This window comes from Streptomyces sp. NPDC006739 (assembly GCF_042869815.1).
Lineage (GTDB): Bacteria > Actinomycetota > Actinomycetes > Streptomycetales > Streptomycetaceae > Streptomyces.
Genome location: NZ_JBIAGM010000011.1, coordinates 105,062 through 125,795 on the forward strand (window position 1 = coordinate 105,062; position 20,734 = coordinate 125,795).

24 protein-coding genes are annotated in these 20,734 nt (G+C 70.8%); 1 reads left to right on the forward strand and 23 read right to left on the reverse strand.

Translation table 11 applies throughout. The annotated features are described in order from the left end of the window. Nucleotides 1-92: 92 nt before the first annotated feature. The 5 genes from ACFYMM_RS22410 to rpsB form a co-directional block, all read right to left on the reverse strand. Entirely contained in the window at nt 93-1,238 is a 1,146-nt protein-coding gene (locus ACFYMM_RS22410) for a phosphatidate cytidylyltransferase (RefSeq protein ID WP_388389235.1), read from the reverse strand. Continuing rightward, nucleotides 1,238-1,795: a ribosome recycling factor gene (gene frr, locus ACFYMM_RS22415; RefSeq protein WP_145867003.1), complete on the reverse strand. Its 558-nt coding sequence runs from the start codon at nt 1,793-1,795 to the stop codon at nt 1,238-1,240. The genes ACFYMM_RS22410 and frr overlap by 1 nt, the downstream gene beginning before the upstream one ends. A gap of 143 nt (nt 1,796-1,938) precedes the next feature. After that, the gene (gene pyrH, locus ACFYMM_RS22420) at nt 1,939-2,697 is read right to left on the reverse strand and encodes a UMP kinase (RefSeq protein WP_388389237.1); all 759 of its coding nucleotides are present in this window, start codon (nt 2,695-2,697) and stop codon (nt 1,939-1,941) included. 204 nt (nt 2,698-2,901) lie between these two features. Then, nucleotides 2,902-3,738, reverse strand: a complete 837-nt coding sequence (gene tsf / locus ACFYMM_RS22425) for a translation elongation factor Ts (RefSeq protein ID WP_388389239.1) — start codon at nt 3,736-3,738, stop codon at nt 2,902-2,904. 153 nt (nt 3,739-3,891) lie between these two features. Continuing rightward, on the reverse strand, nt 3,892-4,815 hold the full coding sequence (gene rpsB / locus ACFYMM_RS22430; protein ID WP_388389240.1) for a 30S ribosomal protein S2: 924 nt from the start codon (nt 4,813-4,815) through the stop codon (nt 3,892-3,894). A gap of 273 nt (nt 4,816-5,088) precedes the next feature. On the opposite strand from rpsB, the gene ACFYMM_RS22435 reads away from it, so the two are divergent. Further along, complete coding sequence (locus tag ACFYMM_RS22435; protein ID WP_388389242.1) at nt 5,089-5,679, forward strand: murein hydrolase activator EnvC family protein; 591 nt, start codon at nt 5,089-5,091, stop codon at nt 5,677-5,679. A 24-nt stretch (nt 5,680-5,703) separates the two neighbouring features. Here ACFYMM_RS22435 and ACFYMM_RS22440 read toward each other — a convergent pair whose 3' ends face one another. The 18 genes from ACFYMM_RS22440 to proS all read right to left on the reverse strand — a co-directional run bounded on the left by ACFYMM_RS22440 (nt 5,704) and on the right by proS (nt 20,592). Continuing rightward, on the reverse strand, nt 5,704-6,261 hold the full coding sequence (locus tag ACFYMM_RS22440) for a TetR/AcrR family transcriptional regulator (RefSeq protein ID WP_388389564.1): 558 nt from the start codon (nt 6,259-6,261) through the stop codon (nt 5,704-5,706). Nucleotides 6,262-6,324: 63 nt separating this feature from the next. Beyond that, nucleotides 6,325-7,179: an RNA polymerase sigma factor WhiG gene (gene whiG / locus ACFYMM_RS22445; protein WP_388389244.1), complete on the reverse strand. Its 855-nt coding sequence runs from the start codon at nt 7,177-7,179 to the stop codon at nt 6,325-6,327. A gap of 322 nt (nt 7,180-7,501) precedes the next feature. Beyond that, nucleotides 7,502-8,722 (reverse strand): DNA-processing protein DprA, encoded by a 1,221-nt coding sequence (gene dprA, locus ACFYMM_RS22450; protein ID WP_388389246.1) that lies wholly within the window; start codon nt 8,720-8,722, stop codon nt 7,502-7,504. After that, nucleotides 8,719-10,344, reverse strand: coding sequence for a YifB family Mg chelatase-like AAA ATPase (locus tag ACFYMM_RS22455; protein WP_388389247.1), 1,626 nt, complete (start codon nt 10,342-10,344; stop codon nt 8,719-8,721). Before ACFYMM_RS22455 ends, dprA begins: the two co-directional genes overlap by 4 nt. Then, nucleotides 10,344-10,718 carry a YraN family protein gene (locus ACFYMM_RS22460; RefSeq protein ID WP_388389249.1) on the reverse strand — a complete coding sequence of 125 codons (375 nt, stop codon included), beginning with the start codon at nt 10,716-10,718 and terminating at the stop codon, nt 10,344-10,346. Before ACFYMM_RS22460 ends, ACFYMM_RS22455 begins: the two co-directional genes overlap by 1 nt. 107 nt (nt 10,719-10,825) lie before the next feature. Next, nucleotides 10,826-11,134, reverse strand: a complete 309-nt coding sequence (locus ACFYMM_RS22465) for a DUF2469 domain-containing protein (RefSeq protein WP_003965949.1) — start codon at nt 11,132-11,134, stop codon at nt 10,826-10,828. Between the two features lie 93 nt (nt 11,135-11,227). Then, nucleotides 11,228-11,821 (reverse strand): NUDIX hydrolase, encoded by a 594-nt coding sequence (locus ACFYMM_RS22470; protein WP_388389251.1) that lies wholly within the window; start codon nt 11,819-11,821, stop codon nt 11,228-11,230. Then, entirely contained in the window at nt 11,811-12,593 is a 783-nt protein-coding gene (gene lepB, locus ACFYMM_RS22475) for a signal peptidase I (RefSeq protein ID WP_388389253.1), read from the reverse strand. Before lepB (ACFYMM_RS22475) ends, ACFYMM_RS22470 begins: the two co-directional genes overlap by 11 nt. Nucleotides 12,594-12,673: 80 nt before the next feature. After that, the gene (gene lepB / locus ACFYMM_RS22480; RefSeq protein ID WP_388389255.1) at nt 12,674-13,684 is read right to left on the reverse strand and encodes a signal peptidase I; all 1,011 of its coding nucleotides are present in this window, start codon (nt 13,682-13,684) and stop codon (nt 12,674-12,676) included. Then, nucleotides 13,572-14,663, reverse strand: coding sequence for a signal peptidase I (lepB, locus tag ACFYMM_RS22485; protein WP_388389257.1), 1,092 nt, complete (start codon nt 14,661-14,663; stop codon nt 13,572-13,574). The genes lepB (ACFYMM_RS22480) and lepB (ACFYMM_RS22485) overlap by 113 nt, the downstream gene beginning before the upstream one ends. Then, nucleotides 14,656-15,354: a signal peptidase I gene (gene lepB / locus ACFYMM_RS22490; RefSeq protein WP_388389258.1), complete on the reverse strand. Its 699-nt coding sequence runs from the start codon at nt 15,352-15,354 to the stop codon at nt 14,656-14,658. Before lepB (ACFYMM_RS22490) ends, lepB (ACFYMM_RS22485) begins: the two co-directional genes overlap by 8 nt. Nucleotides 15,355-15,399: 45 nt before the next feature. After that, nucleotides 15,400-15,750, reverse strand: coding sequence for a 50S ribosomal protein L19 (gene rplS / locus ACFYMM_RS22495; protein ID WP_046590185.1), 351 nt, complete (start codon nt 15,748-15,750; stop codon nt 15,400-15,402). 137 nt (nt 15,751-15,887) lie between these two features. Beyond that, entirely contained in the window at nt 15,888-16,721 is an 834-nt protein-coding gene (gene trmD / locus ACFYMM_RS22500) for a tRNA (guanosine(37)-N1)-methyltransferase TrmD (protein ID WP_388389261.1), read from the reverse strand. Continuing rightward, on the reverse strand, nt 16,721-17,263 hold the full coding sequence (rimM, locus tag ACFYMM_RS22505) for a ribosome maturation factor RimM (RefSeq protein ID WP_388389263.1): 543 nt from the start codon (nt 17,261-17,263) through the stop codon (nt 16,721-16,723). Before rimM ends, trmD begins: the two co-directional genes overlap by 1 nt. Before the next feature lie 81 nt (nt 17,264-17,344). Beyond that, nucleotides 17,345-17,584 (reverse strand): RNA-binding protein, encoded by a 240-nt coding sequence (locus ACFYMM_RS22510; protein ID WP_003973401.1) that lies wholly within the window; start codon nt 17,582-17,584, stop codon nt 17,345-17,347. Nucleotides 17,585-17,589: 5 nt separating this feature from the next. Next, a complete protein-coding gene (gene rpsP / locus ACFYMM_RS22515) occupies nt 17,590-18,009 on the reverse strand; it encodes a 30S ribosomal protein S16 (RefSeq protein ID WP_388389265.1) in 420 nt (139 codons plus the stop codon). Between the two features lie 286 nt (nt 18,010-18,295). Next, on the reverse strand, nt 18,296-18,916 hold the full coding sequence (locus ACFYMM_RS22520; RefSeq protein WP_388389267.1) for a hypothetical protein: 621 nt from the start codon (nt 18,914-18,916) through the stop codon (nt 18,296-18,298). A 260-nt stretch (nt 18,917-19,176) separates the two neighbouring features. Beyond that, nucleotides 19,177-20,592, reverse strand: coding sequence for a proline--tRNA ligase (proS, locus tag ACFYMM_RS22525; protein WP_388389269.1), 1,416 nt, complete (start codon nt 20,590-20,592; stop codon nt 19,177-19,179). Nucleotides 20,593-20,734: the final 142 nt, after the last annotated feature.

Sequence of the window (20,734 nt, forward strand, 5' to 3'; positions counted from 1 at the left end):
CCAGTGTCGCAGATCCACTCCGCGGCCCGGTCCTCGCGTGCGAGGGCCCCCGTCCTGCCCGGGACGGGGGCCGTGTGCCGTGCCCGGGAGGGTCAGGCCGAGCCGACGAACACCACCATCAGCAGCCACACCACCGGAGCCGTCGGCAGCAGTGAGTCCAGGCGGTCCATGATGCCGCCGTGGCCGGGGAGCAGGGTGCCCATGTCCTTGATGCCCAGGTCACGCTTGATCATGGACTCGCCGAGGTCGCCCAGCGTGGCGCTGACCGCGACCGCGAGGCCCAGCAGCAGGCCCTGCCACCAGGCGCCGCCGTCGATCAGGAACTGCATGCACAGCGCGCCCGCCACCATGGCGAACAGCACCGCGCCGAGCAGGCCCTCACGGGTCTTGCCGGGGCTGATGCGGGGGGCGAGCTTGTGACTGCCGAAGCGCCAGCCGACGGCGTACGCGCCGGTGTCGCTGACCACCGTGAGCAGCAGGAAGGTCAGGACGCGCCACGGGCCGTCGTCGGCCGTCAGCATCATCGCGACGAACGTCGCCAGGAAGGGCACGTAGAAGGCCGCGAAGACGCCCGCCGTGACATCCCTGAGGTAGCCCTCGGGCGGCTCGGTCATGCGCCAGACCAGCACCGCCAGCGCCGTGAGCGCCATGGCGACCCACGCGCCCTCGGCACCCCGGACATACCCCGCGACGACCATCGCGGCCCCGCCGACCGCCAGCGGGACGAGGGGCGCCTTGATGCTCTTGCGTTCCTGCAGCCGGCTGGTCAGCTCCCACAGGCCCACGACCACGGCCACCGCGACGACGCCGACGAACACGGCCTTGACGATGAACAGGGACGCGACGATCACCACACCGAGCCCGACCCCGACCCCTATGGCCGCGCTCAGGTCCCGGCCCGCGCTCTTCTTCTGCGGGGCGGGCGCCGGCTGGGAGGCGTCGGGCATGGGCTCCGGATTCGGGTTCTGCGGCGCCGCCCCGTAGGGCCGCGCCTGCTGCATGTCGTCGCCGAACAAGGGGCCGCTCAGCCGAGCGGCCCCCCGGTCGTCATCCTGGTCTCCGCCGTAGGCGGCGGGTACGTCGGGCACGATGGGCATGGGGCGAGTGTGCTGCGCCTCAGGCGCATCGTATGCGGGACCCGCCGGGGTATGCCCATGGACATACCCCTGGTCAGATCCCTGGTCGGACGGCGCCCAGTAGCCGGCCGGTGGCGGCGCCCCCCAGGAGGAGTCGTTCATCAGACCTCTAGCAGCTCCGCTTCCTTGTGCTTGAGAAGCTCGTCCACCTGGGCGACGTACTTCGCCGTGGTGTCGTCGAGTTCCTTCTCCGCACGGCGGCCCTCGTCCTCGCCGACCTCGCCGTCCTTGATCAGCTTGTCGATGGCGTCCTTGGCCTTGCGGCGCACGGAGCGGATGGACACCTTGGCGTCCTCGCCCTTGCCCTTGGCGACCTTGATGTAGTCGCGGCGGCGCTCCTCGGTCAGCTCGGGGAACACCACCCGGATGATGTTGCCGTCGTTGCTGGGGTTGACGCCCAGGTCGGAGTCGCGGATCGCCTGCTCGATGTTGCGCAGCGCGCTCTTGTCGAAGGGGGTCACGACCGCCATGCGCGGTTCCGGCACGGAGAACGAGGCCAGCTGGTTGATCGGCGTCGGCGCACCGTAGTAGTCGGCCACGATCTTGTTGAACATCGCCGGGTGCGCACGGCCGGTGCGGATCGCGGCGAAGTCCTCCTTGGCGACCACGACGGCCTTCTCCATCTTCTCCTCGGCCTCGAGGAGGGTCTCTTCGATCACCACTTGCTCCTGCGTGTCTTGAGTAAGGCCCGGCTGCGGTTCCTCTTCGGGGCGGCGGCCGGCTGCGTCGCGTCTTCTTCCTGCACGGTTCCCGACCGGCAGGACATTGTCCATCCCCCGGCCGGGGCCCGGGGGCGGCCCGGTCAGTCCCGGCTGCCCTGCTCCCCCACGAGCGTGCCGATCTTCTCACCCTTGACGGCCCGGGCGATATTGCCCTCCGCGAGCAGCTCGAACACGAGGATCGGCAGCTTGTTGTCGCGGCACAGGGTGATGGCCGTGGCGTCGGCGACCTTGAGGTCGCGGGTGATGACCTCGCCGTAGCCGAGGGAGTCGAACTTGACGGCGTCCGGGTTGCGCTTGGGGTCGGAGTCGTAGACCCCGTCCACGCCGTTCTTGCCCATGAGCAGCGCCTCGGCGTCGATCTCCAGGGCGCGCTGGGCGGCGGTGGTGTCGGTGGAGAAGTACGGCATGCCCATACCGGCGCCGAAGATGACCACGCGGCCCTTCTCCAGGTGGCGCACGGCGCGCAGCGGGATGTACGGCTCGGCGACCTGCCCCATGGTGATGGCGGTCTGCACCCGGCTGTCGATGCCCTCCTTCTCCAGGAAGTCCTGGAGGGCGAGGCAGTTCATCACGGTGCCGAGCATGCCCATGTAGTCCGAGCGGGCGCGGTCCATGCCGCGCTGCTGGAGTTCGGCGCCGCGGAAGAAGTTCCCGCCGCCGATGACGACCGCGATCTCGGCGCCGTCGCGGACGACGGAGGCGATCTCGCGGGCGATCTTGTGCACCACGTCCGGGTCCACGCCCAGACCGCCACCGCCGGAGAATGCCTCTCCGGACAGCTTCAGCAGAAACCGGCCGCGTACTTTGCCGTCGTCGCTCTTCTGGGCCTTGGTGGTCATGGGGATCCCGCCTCTGTTACGTGATGCACATACGAAGAAGGCCACTGCCGGTTGGGGTCGCTTTTCGCTCCCATGCGCGGCAATGGCCTCCTCGTCAGATCTGCTGCCGTCCGCCACGTGCCTGTGGGTGGCGGTGTACGCGGACGACTGCTGTCGACCTTATCGGGATTTCCCCGTGGGTCGCGCGTCGATCGCGGTACGGACTCAGATGCCGACCTTGATGCGCGTGAAGCGCTTCAGGGTGACACCGGCCTCGTCCAGGACCTTCTGCACCGACTTCTTGTTGTCCAGCGCGTACGGCTGGCCGAGCAGCGTGGCGTCCTTGAAGAAGCCGTTGACGCGACCCTCGACGATCTTGGCGATCGCGGCCTCGGGCTTGCCCTCGGCGCGGGTGGTCTCCTCGGCGATGCGGCGCTCGGACTCGACGACCTCGGCCGGGACGTCCTCCTGGGAGAGGTACTTCGGCGCGAAGGCGGCGATGTGCTGGGCGACACCCTTGGCGACCTCGGCGTTGGGCTTGTCGAGCTCGACGAGGACACCGATCTGCGGGGGCAGGTCGGGCATCGTGCGGTGCATGTAGGCGGTGACGTAACCGTCCGAGAACTGCGCGAAGCGGTCCAGGACGATCTTCTCGCCGAGGTTGGCGTTGGCCTCGTCCACGAACGCCTGGACGGTCTTGCCGGCCTCGATCTCGGAGGCGAGGAGCGCCTCCAGGTCGGCCGGGGAGGTCTTGGCGACGTGCTCGGCGATCGCGTTGGCGGCGGCCTGGAACTTGTCACCCTTGGCGACGAAGTCCGTCTCGCACTTCAGCTCGACCAGGACACCGGAGGAGTTGTCGTCGGCGATGATGGAGACCACGGCGCCGTTCTCGGCGGAGCGGCCCTCGCGCTTGGCGACGCCCTTCTGGCCCTTGATACGGAGCGCCTCGACGGCCTTGTCGACGTTGCCCTCGGCCTCGTCCAGCGCCTTCTTGCAGTCCATCATGCCGGCGCCGGTCAGCTCACGGAGCTTCTTGACGTCGGCGGCGGTGTAGTTCGCCATGAGTCTGTGAGTCTTTCTCGAAGTCTTCGGAGATCGGAGATTCCGCACGGTCCGCGGTCCACATGAAGCCGTGGCCCGCGGACGCGGTGCTGACCTACGGGTGAACAGCGGGGGCGGACTTCATGTCGCCGCCCCCGCCGTACACACGAACGATCAGGCCTGCTCGCCCTCGGCGGCCGGGGCCTCGGCCGTCTCGGCGGCGGGCGCCTCGGTGGCCTCGGCGGCGGGAGCCTCGGTGGCCTCGGCGGTGGGAGCCTCCGTGGCGGCGGGGGCCTCGGCGGCGGCCGGGGCCTCGTCGGCCTTCTTCTCACCCTCGAGCAGGTCGCGCTCCCACTCGGCCAGCGGCTCGGCGGCGGCCTTCTCGCCCTTGCCCTCGGTGGCGACCCGGGAGCGGGAGATGAGACCCTCGGCGACCGCGTCGGCGATCACGCGGGTGAGCAGGGTGACGGAGCGGATCGCGTCGTCGTTGCCCGGGATCTTGTAGTCGACCTCGTCGGGGTCGCAGTTGGTGTCGAGGATGGCGACGACCGGGATGTTGAGCTTCCGGGCCTCACCGACCGCGATGTGCTCCTTCTTGGTGTCCACGATCCAGACGGCGCTGGGCACCTTCTGCATCTCGCGGATACCGCCGAGGGTCTTCTCCAGCTTGGCCTTCTCGCGCGAGAGCACGAGAAGCTCCTTCTTGGTCAGACCCGAGGCCGCGACGTCCTCGAAGTCGATCTGCTCGAGCTCCTTGAGACGCTGCAGACGCTTGTAGACGGTCGAGAAGTTGGTGAGCATGCCGCCCAGCCAGCGCTGGTTGACGTAGGGCATGCCGACGCGGGTGGCCTGCTCGGCGATGGCCTCCTGCGCCTGCTTCTTCGTGCCGACGAACATGACCGTGCCGCCGTGGGCGACGGTCTCCTTGACGAACTCGTAGGCGCGGTCGATGTACGACAGCGACTGGAGCAGGTCGATGATGTAGATGCCGTTGCGCTCGGTGAAGATGAAGCGCTTCATCTTCGGGTTCCAGCGACGGGTCTGGTGACCGAAGTGGACGCCGCTTTCCAGCAGCTCCCGCATCGTGACGACGGCCATGGCCGTATCTCCTCGAATTTCTCGGTTGTGCCGCGGATGCCGGACGGCTCCCGCGCCTGACGCCCGCGACGCGCCGTGCCACGAAGGACCGAGGGGCGCTGACAGGGACCGTTGCCGGCCGCCATGTCGGGGCGTGCGAAGTCGACCCGGTGACCCGGATCGCCACCAGAAGTGTACGGGACCGAGGAGGCACCGGGTGACGCCGCTGTCCACAACCGGTGGGTGGTCCACAGATCCCGGCCATGATCGGACGTGGTGCGGGACGGTTCTGCCATGCGAGCGAATCGATGTACGGCGGTGTGGCTGGGCCTGCTGGTGACGCCGACCGTGGCTGTCCTGACGTCTGTCCTGACATCCCTGGCGTGGGCGGACCCGCCGGCTCCGGCCACTCCCCGGGCGCCGGTCCCCGCCATCGCCCGCGTCTGGCCGGTGGGCACCCGCCCCCGGGTGCTGCGCGGCTGGCAGCCGCCCGCCACGGTGTACGGCCCCGGCCACCGTGGCGTGGACCTGGCGGCTCCACCCGGCACGGCGGTGCGGGCGGTGGCGGCCGGACGGGTGTCCTTCGCCGGACGGGTCGCGGGCAGGGGCGTGGTGTCCCTCGAGTTGAGGGGAACAGATCTGCGAACCACCTACGAACCGGTCCGGGCGTCGGTCGGCGAGGGGGACGAAGTGGTGGCCGGGGAGGTGGTGGGCACGGTCGAGCCGGCCGGCGGCCACTGCGGGCCCGGCTGCGTTCACTGGGGCCTGCTCCGCGGTGACACCTACCTGGACCCGCTGTCCCTGCTGCCGCCGTGGCTGCTGCACGCCGGCCCGTCGAGGCTGCTGCCGGTCCTCGGCGTACCGCTCCCGCGCCCGGTGAACTGACCACCGGGCCGGCACCGGCCGGTCTCAGCCCCGCACGCCCCGCAGCGCCATGCCGACCGCGGCGTCGGTGATCTCGGCGGGATCCTCCGCCGCGCCCAGCTCGATCCGCCGTACCGCCGCGTCCACGACTCCCTGCAGCAGCATCGCCGCCAGCCGGGGCCGGCGGTGCCCCATCTCCTCCAGCGCCTCGACGATCATCGCGACGAGCCCGCCGTGCGCGGCCCGGATCTTCTCCCGGGCGCCCACGTCCAGCTCGCTCGCCGAGATCGCCACGACGGCCCGGTGCCGCCGGTCCCCGACCAGCGCCAGCTGCCGGCGCACATAGGCCTCGATCTTGCCCTCGGCCGACCCCGCCCGCTCCATGGCCGCCGAGACCTCGGCCGCCCACACCGGGAAGTCGACCTCGCACAGCTCCTCGACCACGGCCGCCCGTGACCGGAAGTACTCGTAGACGGACGACCGCGCCAGCCCCGTCCGCTCGGCGAGGGCCGGGAAGGTCAGCGCCTCCGTCCCGCCCTCGGACAGCAAAGACCGGGCCGCGTCCAGCAGGGCGGCTCGCTGCATCGACCGGTGCTCGGCCACGGAGGCCGCTCGAATCCTTGGCACGTCAACCACTTTACGGACGGAGCACCCGGGACGGGAGTGTCACTCACCGGGACAACGCCCGAAGCTCGCCAGCTTCGCCCGCAGTTGCAGCACCGACTTGGTGTGGATCTGGCTGACCCGGCTCTCGGTGACGCCGAGCACATTGCCGATCTCGGCGAGCGTGAGCCCTTCGTAGTAGTACAGCGTGACCACGGTCTTCTCCCGCTCCGGCAGCGTGTTGATGGCCCGGGCGAGAAACCGTCTCAGCTCCCGGTCCTCGGCCACCTCCACGGGGTTGTCCGCGGCGGTGTCCTCCAGCGTGTCCATCAGGCTCAGCCGGTCGCCGCCCTCGCCGCCGACGTGCAGCAGCTCCTCCAGGGCGACCACGTTGGCCAGGGACAACTGGCTGAAAACGGCGTGCAGTTCTTCCACCTCGATGCCCAGCTCGGCGGCCACCTCCACCTCCGAGGGCGTGCGCCGCAGCCGTGCCTCCAGGGTGGCGTAGGCCCGCTCGACGTTGCGCGCCTTCTGCCGTACCGAACGGGGGATCCAGTCCAGCGCCCGCAGCTCGTCGATCATGGCCCCGCGGATCCGGGTGATCGCGTAGGTCTCGAACTTGATCTCCCGCTCGATGTCGAACTTCTCGATCGCGTCGATCAGCCCGAACACCCCGGAGGACACGAAGTCGGCCTGCTCAACATTGGGCGGCAGGCCGACACTCACCCGTCCCGCCACGTATTTCACCAGGGGTGAGTAGTGCAGGATCAGCTGCTCCCGCAGCCGCTCGTCCCCCGTCGCCTTGTACGACCGCCACAGCTCGTCGAGCGTCGAGGGAGCGGGCGGCCGCACGCTGCCACCGTCGCGGGCGGCTGGGGGGATCGCCGCCCGGTCGGACCCGGAGGTGTGCTGGGGCATTCGTCGCCTTGTGCCGTTCTGCCGTGAAGTGCCGTGAAGTGCTGGAAGTGAGATGTCGTGGGTCGTGGTGGGATGGAGTGGGGCCGGTTGGGTGAGTCGTCGGTCTGGTAGGGAGTTGGCGCGGTCTGCGTCGGGTCTTCGTGAGCGTAGCGTGACTGAGGAGTCGCGGTGTGCGAACAATGAGGCTCCACCCCTGCGCGGACCCGTTCCGGGGCGCACGCCGGCGCACGACCTGGGTCGCTCTGTGTGATCGGACGGAAGCATCAACTCCGGGAAACCCAAAGGGCTTCGGGGGTTCCCCCGGACGGCCGAACACGCTCGGTCAGCACGGACTGCGACCGCCTCGGACCGAGATCATCGCCTGGCGTGTCAACTTCCAGCCGTCGCCGTGTCTTTCGACGTAACCAAGTGCTCGGAGTTCGTACAGCCTCGCGATCGCCTCGTCCTGGGTGGTCTGCGCGCCGCGCGCGATCTCCCCGGGCGGTGCCGCGCGGTGTCCGGGCAGGGCGGCCAGGACCTGCCGGGCGGCGGGCTCCAGCAGGTCGCGCGGGAGGACCGGGCCGCGCCGGGCCGGGGCCAGCTGGCCGATGTCACCCACGAGTTCGACGACCTCCGCCGCGTCGGTGACCAGCACGGCCTCGCCGCGCAGCAGGTCGTGCACGCCGGCGGACAGTGCGCTGGTGGCGGGGCCCGGCACGCCCATCGTGAACCGCCCGAGGCGCTGTGCGGCCCGCGCGGTGACCAGGGAGCCGCTGCGGCAGGCGGCCTCCACGACGACGGTTCCCCTGGTCAGGGCCGCGATCACCCGGTTACGGAGGATGAATCTGCTCGGTGTCGGATGATCGCCGGGAGGAAGTTCACCGATGACGAGCCCCTGTTCGGCGATCCGGTCGATCAACTGGACGTGTCCGCGCGGGTAGGGGCGGTCGACGCCGCAGGCCAGGACGGCGATGGTGGCGCCGCCCGCGGCGAGGGCCCCGCGGTGGGCGGCGCCGTCGACGCCGTAGGCGCCGCCGGAGGCCACCACCCACCCGTGTTCGGCGAGCCCGGAGCCGAGTGTGGCGGCCATGTGGGCGCCGTACTCCGTGCAGGCCCGGGCGCCGACGACCGCGACCGATCGAAGCGCCCACATCCGCAGGCTCGCCCGGCCCCGCACCCACAGCCCCAGCGGGCGGGCGTCCCCCAGGTCGTCGAGCTGGGCGGGCCACTCCGGGCCGCCCGGGCACAGGAACCGCACCCCGGCGGCCCGGGCGAGGGCCAGGTCCCGCCCGGGGTCGGCCCGCCCGGCCCGTGCCCGCAGCCCCTCCCACCGGGCACCGCTCACCCCGGGCAACGGCTGCCCGCCGTCCCGCAGCCGCCGGACCACCTCAGCCACGCCGTACTCCCGCAGCCACCGCCCGCCGGTCTCGTCGCCGGGTTCGACGACCCGGCTGAGGAAGGCACGGGAGAGCACCTCGTCCGCGGCCTCGCCCTGCGTCTCGGCTCCCGTTCCACGCCCCGCCGGGTCCCGAGGATCGCCGTCGGGCGCCTCGCCCGCGCTCATGTCAGCGTCCCCATGGCCATGGGGACGCCCCGCGGGACGCCGGTGCGCAGCTGCAGGGCCAGCCCGACGTCGGAGGCGTCCGGCCGGGCGTGGCCGACGAGGTCGGCGACCGTCCAGGCGACTCGCAGCACCCGGTCGAGGCCACGGGCGGTGAGCACGCCCCGCTCCAGGCTGCGCTCGGCCTCCTCCATCGCGCCCGGCGCGGCCTGCCAGCGGCTGCGCAGCTCGCGTCCCGGTACCTCGCTGTTGGTCCGCCAGGGGGTCCCGGCGAGCCGGACGGCCGCCCGCCGCCTGGCTTCCCCCACCCGGTCGGCGACGGTCGCGGTGGACTCGCCGCGGGCGCCGGGCTCGGTGAGCTGGGCCCGGGTGACCGGATCCACCTCGACGCGCAGGTCCACCCGGTCGAGCAGGGGACCGGAGAGCCGGGCCTGGTAGCGGCGGATCGTCGAGGGCGAGCACTCGCACAGGGTGTCGCGCTGCGAGAAGCGTCCGCAGGGGCACGGGTTGGCCGCGAGCACCATCAGGAACCGCGCGGGGAAGCGCACCACGCCGGCGCTGCGGGCGATCACCACGTGCCCGGCCTCCAGGGGCTGGCGCAGGGCGTCGAGGGTCTGGCTGCGGAACTCCGGCGCCTCGTCGAGGAAGAGCACTCCGCGGTGGGCCAGCGAGACGGCGCCGGGGCGGGCGATGCCGGGGCCGCCGCCGACGAGGGACTGCATGGTGGCCGAATGGTGCGGGGAGCAGTAGGGCGCGACATCGATGAGCGGTTTGCCCGGTGGCAGCAGCCCGGCCACCGAGTGCACCGCCGTGACCTCCAGGGAGTCCTCCCGGCTGAGCCTGGGCAGTACGGCGGGCAGCCGCTCGGCGAGCATGGTCTTGCCGGCGCCGGGCGGTCCTTCGAGGAAGAGGTGGTGTCCGCCGGCGGCGGCCACCTCCACAGCCGTACGCGCGGACGTCTGGCCCACCACGTCGGCCAGGTCGTGGTCGTGCTCGTGCTGAGCGGCGCCCAGGCTGTGCATGCCGGTGGCCGCTCCGGTGCCGGGCACGCGCAGACCGGCCAGCAGGGGGTCGGGGCGTCCCAGGTCGTCCGGCTCCTCCTCGGGCACGGGCTCGTCGGTGAGGACGGCGATCAGCTGCCGCAGGCTGCGGACGCCGAGCACGGACACCCCGGGCACCAGGGCGGCCTCGGCGGCGGCACACTCCGGCACGACCACCTGCTCGTAGCCCGCGTCGGCGGCGGCCAGGACGGCGGGCAGGATGCCCCGCACCGGCCGCACCCGTCCGTCCAGTCCGAGCTCGCCGATCATCACGATGTCGGCGAGGACCCGGGGGTCGATCCGCTCGGCCGCGCCGAGCACCGCGCAGGCGACGGCGAGGTCGAAGCCGGAGCCCGCCTTGGGCACCGAGGCCGGGCTGAGGCCGACGGTGAGCTTCTTCTGCGGCCATTCGCCGCCGGAGTTGACCACGGCGGCCCGCACCCGGTCGCGGCTCTCCGTCAGGCTCTTGTCGGGCAGTCCCACCAGCGTGAACGCCGCCACCCCCGGTTCCAGGTCGGCCTGGACCTCGACCACGACTCCCTCGACGCCGACCAGCGCCACCGAACAGGTCCGGGCGAACCCCATCAGGCCACCCCCCGGGCGTGCTCGACCACCGGGGCGCCGCGCTCGGGGAGCAGGACACCGATCAGGTCGATCCGTACGCCTCCCGGCGGCGCGCCTCCGTGTTCCTGGACCCACCGCTCCGCGAGGCCCCGCAGGCGCTGTGCCTTGACCGGTGTGACCGCGGCCATCGGGTGCTGGAAGGGACCGGCGCGCCGGGTCTTGACCTCGCAGACCACCAGGACGTCACCGTCCCTGGCCACGATGTCGATCTCACCGGTCCGGCCTCCGCGCCAGTTGCGCTCCAGGACCGTCATCCCGGCCCCGGCCAGCCGCCGGGCGGCCAGGTCCTCTCCGTACCTGCCCATCGCGCTGCGCTGTGCGTTGCGTGCGTTCATGTCGGCACCACCTCCGGCGCCAACGATGACGGCGGACCACCCAGCTATTGGATCTTGGTGGACAGGTGGGTGCCTGTGGACAACTCCGTCACCCGCGCGAGCGAGACTCAGCCGCCCGGCAGCTCCAGGTCGCTCTTGTTCAGCTCCTCGATGTTCACGTCCTTGAACGTGAGCACGCGGACCTGTTTCACGAAACGGGCCGGCCGGTACATGTCCCAGACCCAGGCATCCGCCATCGACACCTCGAAGAACACCTCACCCTGGACCGAATGGACCTGCATTTCGTAGTCGTTGGTGAGATAGAAGCGCCGCTCGGTCTCGATCACGTATTTGAACAGACCGACGACATCGCGGTACTCCCGGTAGAGCTTCAGCTCCATCTCGGTCTCGTACTTCTCGAGGTCCTCGGCGCTCATGGCATGTTCCCCTTCAGCCGTGCGATCCCCCCATTGTGCGCCAGTCCGACGGACCCTCAGACAATTTCCCGCTCGCTGGGCGATTTCGGGTCGCTAGACGATTTCGGTGTCGAGGGTCACGGGGGCGGCCGGGGGACCTTCGTCGAGCAGCGTGCGCAGCAGCTCGGCGAGTCTGGTCGGATACACCGTCTCATGTGCCCGGGTCAGTTCCCGGCACGTCCACCAGCGTGCTCCGGCGACGCTGCGCCGCTCCAGCTCCGTCAGGCCCGCGGCCCGGGGCACCGGCCGCGTCGTACCGGCCGTCCGGGCCAGGTAGTACCACTCGTCCTGGTCCCAGCGGCGGCCCGCGAACGGGAAGGAGCACACCCGCCGCCACAGCACCGGGCCGAGTTCGACCTCGGTGATCCCGGTCTCCTCGGCGAGTTCCCGCAGCGCGGCCTCCTCGCGCGTCTCCTCGCCCTCCAGCCCGCCGCCCGGGGTGAACCACCAGTCGTCGGCCGGATCGTCCGGCTCATGGCCGTGCAGCAGCAGGATGCGGTCCTCGGGGTCGAGCAGGACGACCCGGGCCACCTTGCGCAGGCCACCGCTCCGGTCGTGGCCGCCCTGCTGATCGCACTCGCCGTACTCGTCGTGCCGGCCGCTCTCGCCGTACGCCGTCCCGCCCGGGCCGGTGGCCTCAGCGGGCACCGGCGGGCTCCGTGCGGGTGCGGGAACGGGAACCGCCCAGAAGCTTGGCGACGGGACCGTACGCGCCGCCGGCCAGGACCAGGAGGGCGCCGACGCCGATCAGGATCACGATCGTACGCAGCGGGCCCGGCTGCGAGAGCGTGCCGAGGGCCTCGAAGCCGGTGGGGCGCTTGAGCATGCCCTTGACCGGCCAGGCGATGGCGTCCACCCGGGCGGACACCGCGCTGCGGGCCACCGTGCCGCTGGCGGCGTCGGTGAGGTGGGCGGTGGAGTCCAGGGAGCCCTGGCGTTCGTCACCGAGGAGGAAGAGACGGCCCTGGGGGACCGTGATGGTGGGGATCTTCTTGGTCTCGGCCAGGCTGCCCTGGGGCAGGTACGGCTCGTCGATCTGCTTGCCGTTGACGATCAGCTTGCCGTTCGTGCAGCAGGAGACGGTGTCGCCGCCGACCGCGACCACGCGCTTGACCACGTTCGCGTTCGTCACCCAGCTCTGGTCCCGGAAGACGACGACGTCACCGCGGTGGATGTCCGCGCCGTCGACCCGCTCGGCCAGGACCCGGTCACCGGCGTCGATCGTCGGCGTCATGGAGCCGGTCGGCACGGTGTACGGCCGGTAGATCACCGCTCCCCACGCGAATCCGCCGAGGAACAGCAGCAGGCCCAGCCCGACGGCCAGCCCGGACAACCGCTGTCCCATCCGACTGCCTGCCTGTGCCGTGCCCGTGCCCGCGCCGGCGCTGCGCGGGGCCGTACGTGTCGTCTCGCCACCCATGGACCCGCACCCTACCCGGCAGTACCGAGCAGGGGCAGCCCTTCTTTGTGCAGATCCGGAAGTCAGGCTCGACGGGAGCGTCAGCGCCCGGCGACCGGCGTCCTGTCGACCTTGGTCTCCAGCCGGTCCGAGCGGCGGCGGCGCCACACCGCGGCCGGCAGGACCGCCACGAGGGCGACACCCTCGGGGGCCACCGGGAGGGACGCGGCGGAGGAGGCCTGCTTGTCCAGGCCCGTCTGGTCGAAGGTGTCCGGGATCGGCAGGGTGCCCCAGCGGTTGATCGGCCAGGCCTTGACGATGGCACGGCCGACGACCTTGTCGACGGGGACCATGCCGTGATTCTTGTCGGACTGGTTGTAACGGGAGTCACGGGAGTTCTGGCGGTGGTCGCCCATCACCCAGATGAAGCCCTTGGGGACCGTCACCTTGAACCGGCCGCCCTGGTCGTCGTCGCTGCACGGCGTGTTGCCGGGGTACACGTACGGCTCGTTCAGCGCGTGGCCGTTGACGATCAGCGGGCCGGTGCCGGTGCACTGGATGGTGTCGCCGCCGACGCCGATGACCCGCTTGATCAGGTCCTTCTCCTCGGCGGACGGCATCAGGCCGATCCAGCTGAGGACCTTCTGCACGGCGTTCGGGGTCGGCGTCGGCTCACCGGCCAGCCACTGGTCCGGGTCGTGGAAGACGACGACCTCGCCGCGCTCGGGCTTGGAGCCGAACCACGGCGTGAGCTTGTCGACCAGGACCCGGTCACCCTGCTGGAGGGTGTTCTGCATCGAGTCGGAGGGGATCGAGAACGCCTGCACCAGGAACGTCTTGATCAGCAGCGCCAGCACCAGCGCGATGCCGATCAGGATCGGCAGCTCCTTCCAGAAGGAGCGCGGCTTGCGCGGGCCGGGCGTCGCGCCGCCCGATCCGTCGTCCTCGCCGCTGGGCCGCTGCTCGTCCACCTGCGTGCCGTCCTCGTCCGCCGCGGAGTCATTCCCGGAGGTCACGGCGCCGTCCGCGGCGGAGACGTTCGCTTCCACAGGGTGCCCGCGGTGCTCCTCGCCGTCGTGTCCCGACCGTGCGCCAACCGCCACATCCCCCACGCCAACTCCTTACTCTCTGCCGCCGCCTGCCCCGGAAACGACGCAGGCCCACCACTCCCATAACGAGCGGGAGTTCCGCAGGGGTCGGGAGTTGGACCGATCCGTTCGGATCGCCGTAGGCAACCCTATGCGACAGCCGGGGAGCAGCGGTCGACCCCGGCACCGAGTTCGACACGCTTGCGAAGGTTTTAGGTTCCTTCAGGCTGGTCCAGTGACCGACGGGCCAGCCGATGACCATGGCCCGGCCCACCACGGACTTCAGCGAGACCGTTCCGCCGTAGTCGGTGTTCTGGTGGGCGCGCGAGTCCGCGGAGTTGCCCCGGTGGTCGCCCATCACCCACAGCCGCCCCTGCGGGACGGTGATGTCGAACGGGGTGACGGAGGGCGCGTTGCCGGGATACAGGTAGTCGCTCTCGCTCAGCGGTACGCCGTTGACGGTCACCCGGCCCTGTGCGTCACAGCACTTGACGTGGTCACCACCGACGCCGATGACCCGTTTGATGAGGTCCTTCTCGTTGTCCGAGGGCAGCAGACCGATGAAGGTGAGCCCCTCCTTGACCTGTTTGACCACGATGGGGTCGTTCTTCTTCGTGGTCTGCTCGTCCGCCAGCCAGCCACCGGGGTCGTGGAAGACGACCACGTCCCCGCGCTGCGGCTTGGAGCCGAACCACGGCGTGAACTTGTCGACCAGGACGCGGTCGCCGATCCGGATCGTCTGCTCCATGGAGCCCGAGGGGATCACGAACGCCTGGACGAGGAAGGTCTTCAGGACGAGCGCTATCAGCACGGCCACGCCGACCAGGAGGGGGATCTCCCGGACCGCGCCGCGCCTGCGCTTGCGTTTGACCTTGCGCTGCAGTTTGCGCCGCTCCGCGCGGCTGCGCCCGCCGGCCGGGCTGGCGGCCCGCCGGGCGCCGGTGGGCAGCAGGTTGTCGGCGGCGGTGACGGGCACCCCGCGCGGCTTGCCCCGGTTACCCATGCACACCGTCCGGTGCGGGCACGCGCGCGTAGGCGGCGGGGCGGTCGAGGCGCCTCCAGTGGCCGGAGGGCCACACGATCCAGTCGGCCCGGCCGATCACGTCGGAGACGGGGACCATGCCGCCGCCGGGCGAGCCGAGGTGGTCGCGGGAGTCGCTGGAGTCGCTGCGATGGTCGCCGAGGAGGAACAGGCGGCCGTCGGGTACGACGACGTCGAAGGGCACGGAGGACGGGGTGTCCCCGGGGTGGAGGAACGCCGTCTCGTCGACCGACCGGCCGTTCACCTCGATCCTCCCCTCCTGGTCACAGCAGACCACGTGGTCTCCTCCTACACCCACAACGCGTTTGATGTAGTCGGCGTGCCCGAAGTACCCGGTGCCGTCGAACACGACGACGTCACCCCGGCGTGGCGGGGCACCGAAACGGTACGCCAACTTATTTACGAGAACGCGGTCCCCGATCCTCAACCCCTGTTCCATGGATCCGCTGGGAATCTGGAAGGGTTGCACCACGAACGCGTTGAGGAGCAGCAAAAAGACCAGGCAGACGGGGAGTGTCAGGGTGATCCGGCCGCCGGGCAGCCACTCGGTGATCCGCGACACCAACGCGAAACGCGACCGTCCCTCCGGACCCGGCATGTCGGGTCGGGGGGAGCGGTCGCGCTCCGTCGTCGGCTGTGCTTCGGTGTCCATCGAGGCCAGATGTTATCCGGCCTCGCTGTGACCTCCGAGAGGCGCTCAGTTGTCGCGCTTCTCCTTGATCTTCGCGGCCTTGCCGCGCAGCTCACGCAGGTAGTACAGCTTCGCGCGACGCACGTCACCGCGGGTGACCAGCTCGATCTTCTCCACGATCGGGGTGTGCACCGGGAAGGTGCGCTCGACGCCGACGGAGAAGGAGACCTTGCGGACCGTGAAGGTCTCACGGACACCGGAGCCCTGACGGCGGATCACAACGCCCTTGAACTGCTGCACACGGGAGCGGTTGCCCTCGATGACGCGGACGTGGACGTTGACGGTGTCACCCGGACGGAAGGCCGGGATGTCGCTGCGCAGCGACGCGGAGTCGACGGTGTCGAGCAGGTGAGCCATTTCTTCTGCTTTCTTCGCTGATGCCACAGGTCATCAACGGCAACTAGGTGTTCGCAAGAGGACTGTCGCGCGGGTCGGGACGGGCGTCGTCTCCCCCTGTGGCAGGGGCGCACGCCGGACGGACGCACAACAGCGGTCTATTCTTCCACGCCCGGTGTCCTGCGCCAAAATCGGCCGTGGGGCTCGCCCGCCGGGTCGGGCTGCCAGCCCAGGATGGAGAGCATCTCGCGGTCCTTCTTGTCGAAGGCCTTGGGGTCGCAGCGCTCGATGAGGTCGGGCCGGTGGTCCGTCGTACGCCTGAGGGCCTCGTCCCGGCGCCAGCGGGCGATCTTGCCGTGGTGGCCGCTGAGCAGCACCTCCGGGATCTCCCGGCCGCGCCAGACGGGCGGCTTGGTGTAGACGGGGCCCTCCAGGAGGCCGGCCATGGCGCCGGGTGCGAAGGAGTCGTCGCGGTGGGACTCGGCGTTGCCGAGCACGCCGGGCAGCAGCCGGGCCACGGCCTCGGTGATGACCAGGACGGCCGCCTCGCCGCCGGCCAGGACGTAGTCGCCGATGGAGATCTCGTAGACCGGCATCCGGGTCGCGTACTCGTCCATGACCCGCCGGTCGATGCCCTCGTAGCGGGCCGGGGTGAAGATCAGCCAGGGCCGCTCGGACAGTTCCACGGCCAGCTCCTGGGTGAAGGGGCGGCCGCTGGGGGTGGGCACGATCAGGGCGGGGGCGTGCGAGCCCGTCTCGTAGCCGTCCGCGAGGGCGGAGTCGAGCGCGTCGCCCCAGGGGCCGGTCTTCATGACCATGCCGGGGCCGCCGCCGTAGGGGGTGTCGTCGACCGTGTTGTGGCGGTCGTACGTCCACTCCCGCAGGTCATGGACGCGGACGTCGAGCCGGCCACGCGCGCGTGCCTTGCCGACGAGGGAGACGTTCAGCGGGTCGAGGTACTCGGGGAAGATCGTGACGATGTCGAGGCGCATCAGGCGTCGTCCCGCGAGGACGCGATCTCGGCGCGGTCGTCGATCAGGCCGGGCGGCGGGGCGATGACGGCCCGCTGCTCCTCCAGGTCGATCCCGGTGACGATCTCGCCGACGAACGGGATCATGACCTCGCTGCCGTCGGAGCGCTCGACGATGAACAGGTCCTGCGAGGGCAGGTGGGAGATCTCGGTGATCCGGCCGACCTCGACGCCGTCCTCCGTGACCACGTCCAGGTCGATCAGCTGGTGGTCGTAGTACTCGTCCTCTTCCGCGGGCAGCTCGTCGGGGTCGATCTCGGCGATGAGGAGGGTGTTGCGCAGGGCCTCGGCGCCGGTGCGGTCGCTCACGCCCTCGAAACGCAGGAGGAGCCGGCCGCTGTGGACGCGGCCGGTCTCGATGGTCAGCGGTCCGGTGGAGGCGGGGTCGGTGGCCAGAACGGCGCCCGGGGCGAGCCTGAGTTCCGGCTCGTCGGTGCGGACCTCGACGGTGACCTCGCCCTTGATGCCATGGGCACGGCCGATCCGTGCGACTACGAGCTGCACTTTCGAAGATCTCCTGTCGTACGACTGCGGGCCGGGGACGGCCCTCAGGCCCTCCCCGGCCCGAGCCGGTGCTGCGAAACGTCAGCGGACGTGGTCCACGTCGACGAGGTCGACCCGGACACCGCGGCCGCCGATGGCGCCCACGACGGTGCGCAGAGCACGCGCGGTACGGCCGTTGCGACCGATCACCTTGCCGAGGTCGTCGGGGTGCACCCGGACCTCCAGCACGCGCCCGCGACGCAGGTTGCGCGAGGCGACCTGCACATCGTCAGGGTTGTCGACGATGCCCTTCACGAGGTGCTCAAGCGCCTCTTCGAGCATGGTGCTCAGGCCTCGGTCGACTCGGACTCAGCCGCGGCCTCGTCCTTCTTCTCAGCCTTCTTCTTCTGGGTGATGGCCTCACCCTTGCCCTCGTCGTCGCCGCCGAGAGCCTCGAACGACGGACGCGTGGACTTCGGCTCGGCGACGAGCAGCGGCGCCGGGGCGGGCTCGCCCTTGAACTTCTGCCAGTCGCCGGTCTTCTTCAGGATGGCGAGCACGGGCTCGGTCGGCTGCGCGCCGACACCGAGCCAGTACGCCACGCGCTCGGCGTCCACCTCCATGACCGACGGGTTGTAGGTCGGGTGGTACTTGCCGATCTCCTCGATGGCCCGGCCGTCACGGCGGGTACGGGAGTCGGCGACGACGATGCGGTAGTGAGGCGAACGGATCTTGCCCAGACGCTTCAGCTTGATCTTGACTGCCACGGGAGTGGGTTCTCCTGGATTTGACGTGGTTGGGCACGGCGAGACGGCCGCGTGGGGTTGCGGTACCCGAGTGCCCGACGGACGCGTCAGCCGGAGGAGAGAGGGGTCCTGTGCGGCTGTCGAGTACAGCTAGCCATTGTGCCACACCCTGCGGGGCGGTTCGGGCCGAGGGGGTGGGGGCGTCTTCGGGCATGCCGGTGCGGCACCCGGCGCGGAGGTGAGGTACGTCGGGTGCGCTGCCCCGGCTCGGCGCGCGGGGCCACGGCTGCCACGAGCAGCCGTGGCCCTAGCCCGCCGCCGCTCCCACGACCTCGGGGAGCTCGGGCATCTCCGGGATGCGGAACGGCTTCCCGCAGCCGCCGCACACGATCGGGGCCTGGGCCAGGACCGAGGGGACCACCCGGACGTTGCGGCCGCAGTCGCAGACGGCCTTGACGCGGACACCGCCGCCCGAGGAGCCGTGCCGGGCGGCCGGGCCGCGGAAGGTGCGGGAGGTGTCGGCGGAGGTCGCCACCGTGTGGGCCTTGAGGGCCCGCTGGAGGCGATCGATGGTCGGCCGGTAACGCCGCTTGGCCTCGGGGTTGAGCGTGACCAGCGAGAAGCCGCTGCTGGGATGCGGCTCGTCGGGGTGGTCCAGGCCCAGTTCCTCGGCGATCGCGAGGAAACGGCGGTTGTGGTAGCGGCCGGCCCGGGAGGTGTCGCGGACTCCTCGGGCGGCGGCGATGCCATGGACTGCCTCATGGAGCAGTCGTTCGAAGGAGAGTTCGTGACCGCACGCGGACGACGACTCTCCGATCAGGGACTCCGGCGCGGCAAGGTCCGGCAGCTCGGGGTGGTACCGCTGAATGTCGGCCCACGCCTGCGCCAGCTCTGCGGCGAGGACAGGTGGTGTCTGTGTCGTGCTCACGTAATGACAACGAGCGGGGGTGCCGCTGTGTTCCTATTCCGGGCCATCCCAAATAATTTGCACGTACCCGTCAGTTGCGACTGATGCGTCCTGACGAGGGCGGGTGCGCTGATCTGCGGAGAAGCCTCACAGCTCGTACCAAGCTGGTGCGTAGCCCGCGATACGGTCCGGCGTGTAGACCCTGTCCGCGCGCCGGGGCCACTGTGGCCGGCGGATGCGCAAGACACGTTTCGGTCGCGCCCGCAGCGGAAGCCGCTACCTCAGTAAGCGCGCGCGACGATCGCGACGTTACCCGGGGCGTCGCCGTCCTCGGGCACCGACCCGTCCTCGGCGACCAGACACCGTACGGTCACCGCGTGCTCGGCCAGCGTGGCCTCGCCGTCCTCGCCGAGCACGCCCCACGGGACGCGCGCCCAGCCGCCGGCGCCGACTGCCTCGACGGCCTCGTCGATCGTCGACACGTCCGTGGTGCGGGACTCCCGGCGCTCGCGGGACTGCCGGAGCAGCAGCGCCTGGTCCTCCTCCAGCATTCCCGGGAGCAGGTCCGCCAGCGCGCCGAGGGCCACCGGCTCCTTGCCGCCGGGGATGCGGCGGGCCAGCATCGCGGTGCCGTTCTCCAGGTCGCGGGGGCCGACCTCGACGCGGGCGGGCACGCCCTTCAGCTCCCAGTCGACGGCGCGGCGGCCGAAGGGGATGTCGGTACGGTCGTCCACCTGGACCCGCAGGCCCGCCGCCCTCAGCCGGTCGCCGATCTCCCGGACCCTGGCCAGAACCGCGTCGTCGTCCTTGACCGCAAGGACGACGACCTGGACCTGTGCCAGCCGCGGCGGGACCCGCAGGCCGCTGTCGTCGCCGTGCGTCATCACCAGGGCGCCGATCATGCGGGTCGTGGAGCCCCAGGAGGTCTGCCAGACGAGTTCCCGCCGGCCGTCCTTCGACAGGTACCGGGTGTTGAACGCCTTGGCGAAGTTCTGGCCGAGTTCATGACTGGTGGCCATCTGCAGCGCCTTGCCGTCGCCCATCATGCCCTCCAGGGTGAGGGTGTTGAGTGCGCCGGCGAACCGCTCCCTGACCGTCTTGCGCCCCGGTACGACGTCCATCGCGAGGACTTCGACCATGAAGTCCTCGTACACCTCGCGGTGGATGCGCGCGGCGAAGTCCCGCGCCTCCTCGTGGGTCGCGTGCGCCGTGTGCCCCTCCTGCCACAGGAACTCCGTGGTGCGCAGGAAGAGACGGGGCCGCAGCTCCCAACGGACAACATTGGCCCACTGGTTGATCAGCAGGGGCAGGTCACGGTAGCTCTGCACCCACTTCGAGAAGTAGTCGTTGATGATCATCTCGGAGGTGGGGCGGACGACCGCCGGCTCCTCCAGCTCCTTGCCGCCGCCGTGCGTGACCACCGCCAGCTCGGGCGCGAAGCCCTCGACGTGGTCGGCCTCGCGGGTCAGGTACGACTGCGGGATCAGCAGCGGGAAGTACGCGTTGCGGGCGCCGGTCTCCTTGATGCGGGCGTCCATCTCCGCCTGCATCCGCTCCCACAGCCCGTACCCGTACGGTCGGATCACCATGGTGCCGCGCACCGGGCCGTTGTCGGCCGGCTCCGCCTTGGCGATCACATCCTGGTACCAGCGCGGGAAGTCCTCCGCGCGTGGTGTGAGAACGGGTGCCTTTGCCATGGCCAGATGGTAGGGGCCCAAGTTGCCGGGATGTGAAATCTCGCCACAGGCACCGGCAACCCGCAAGCGGGGCCCCACGCCCTCTGGACGCCGTCGCGAGCCGGGAGTTACCTGACATAGGTGGAAAGCGCGAGCGCGCGGC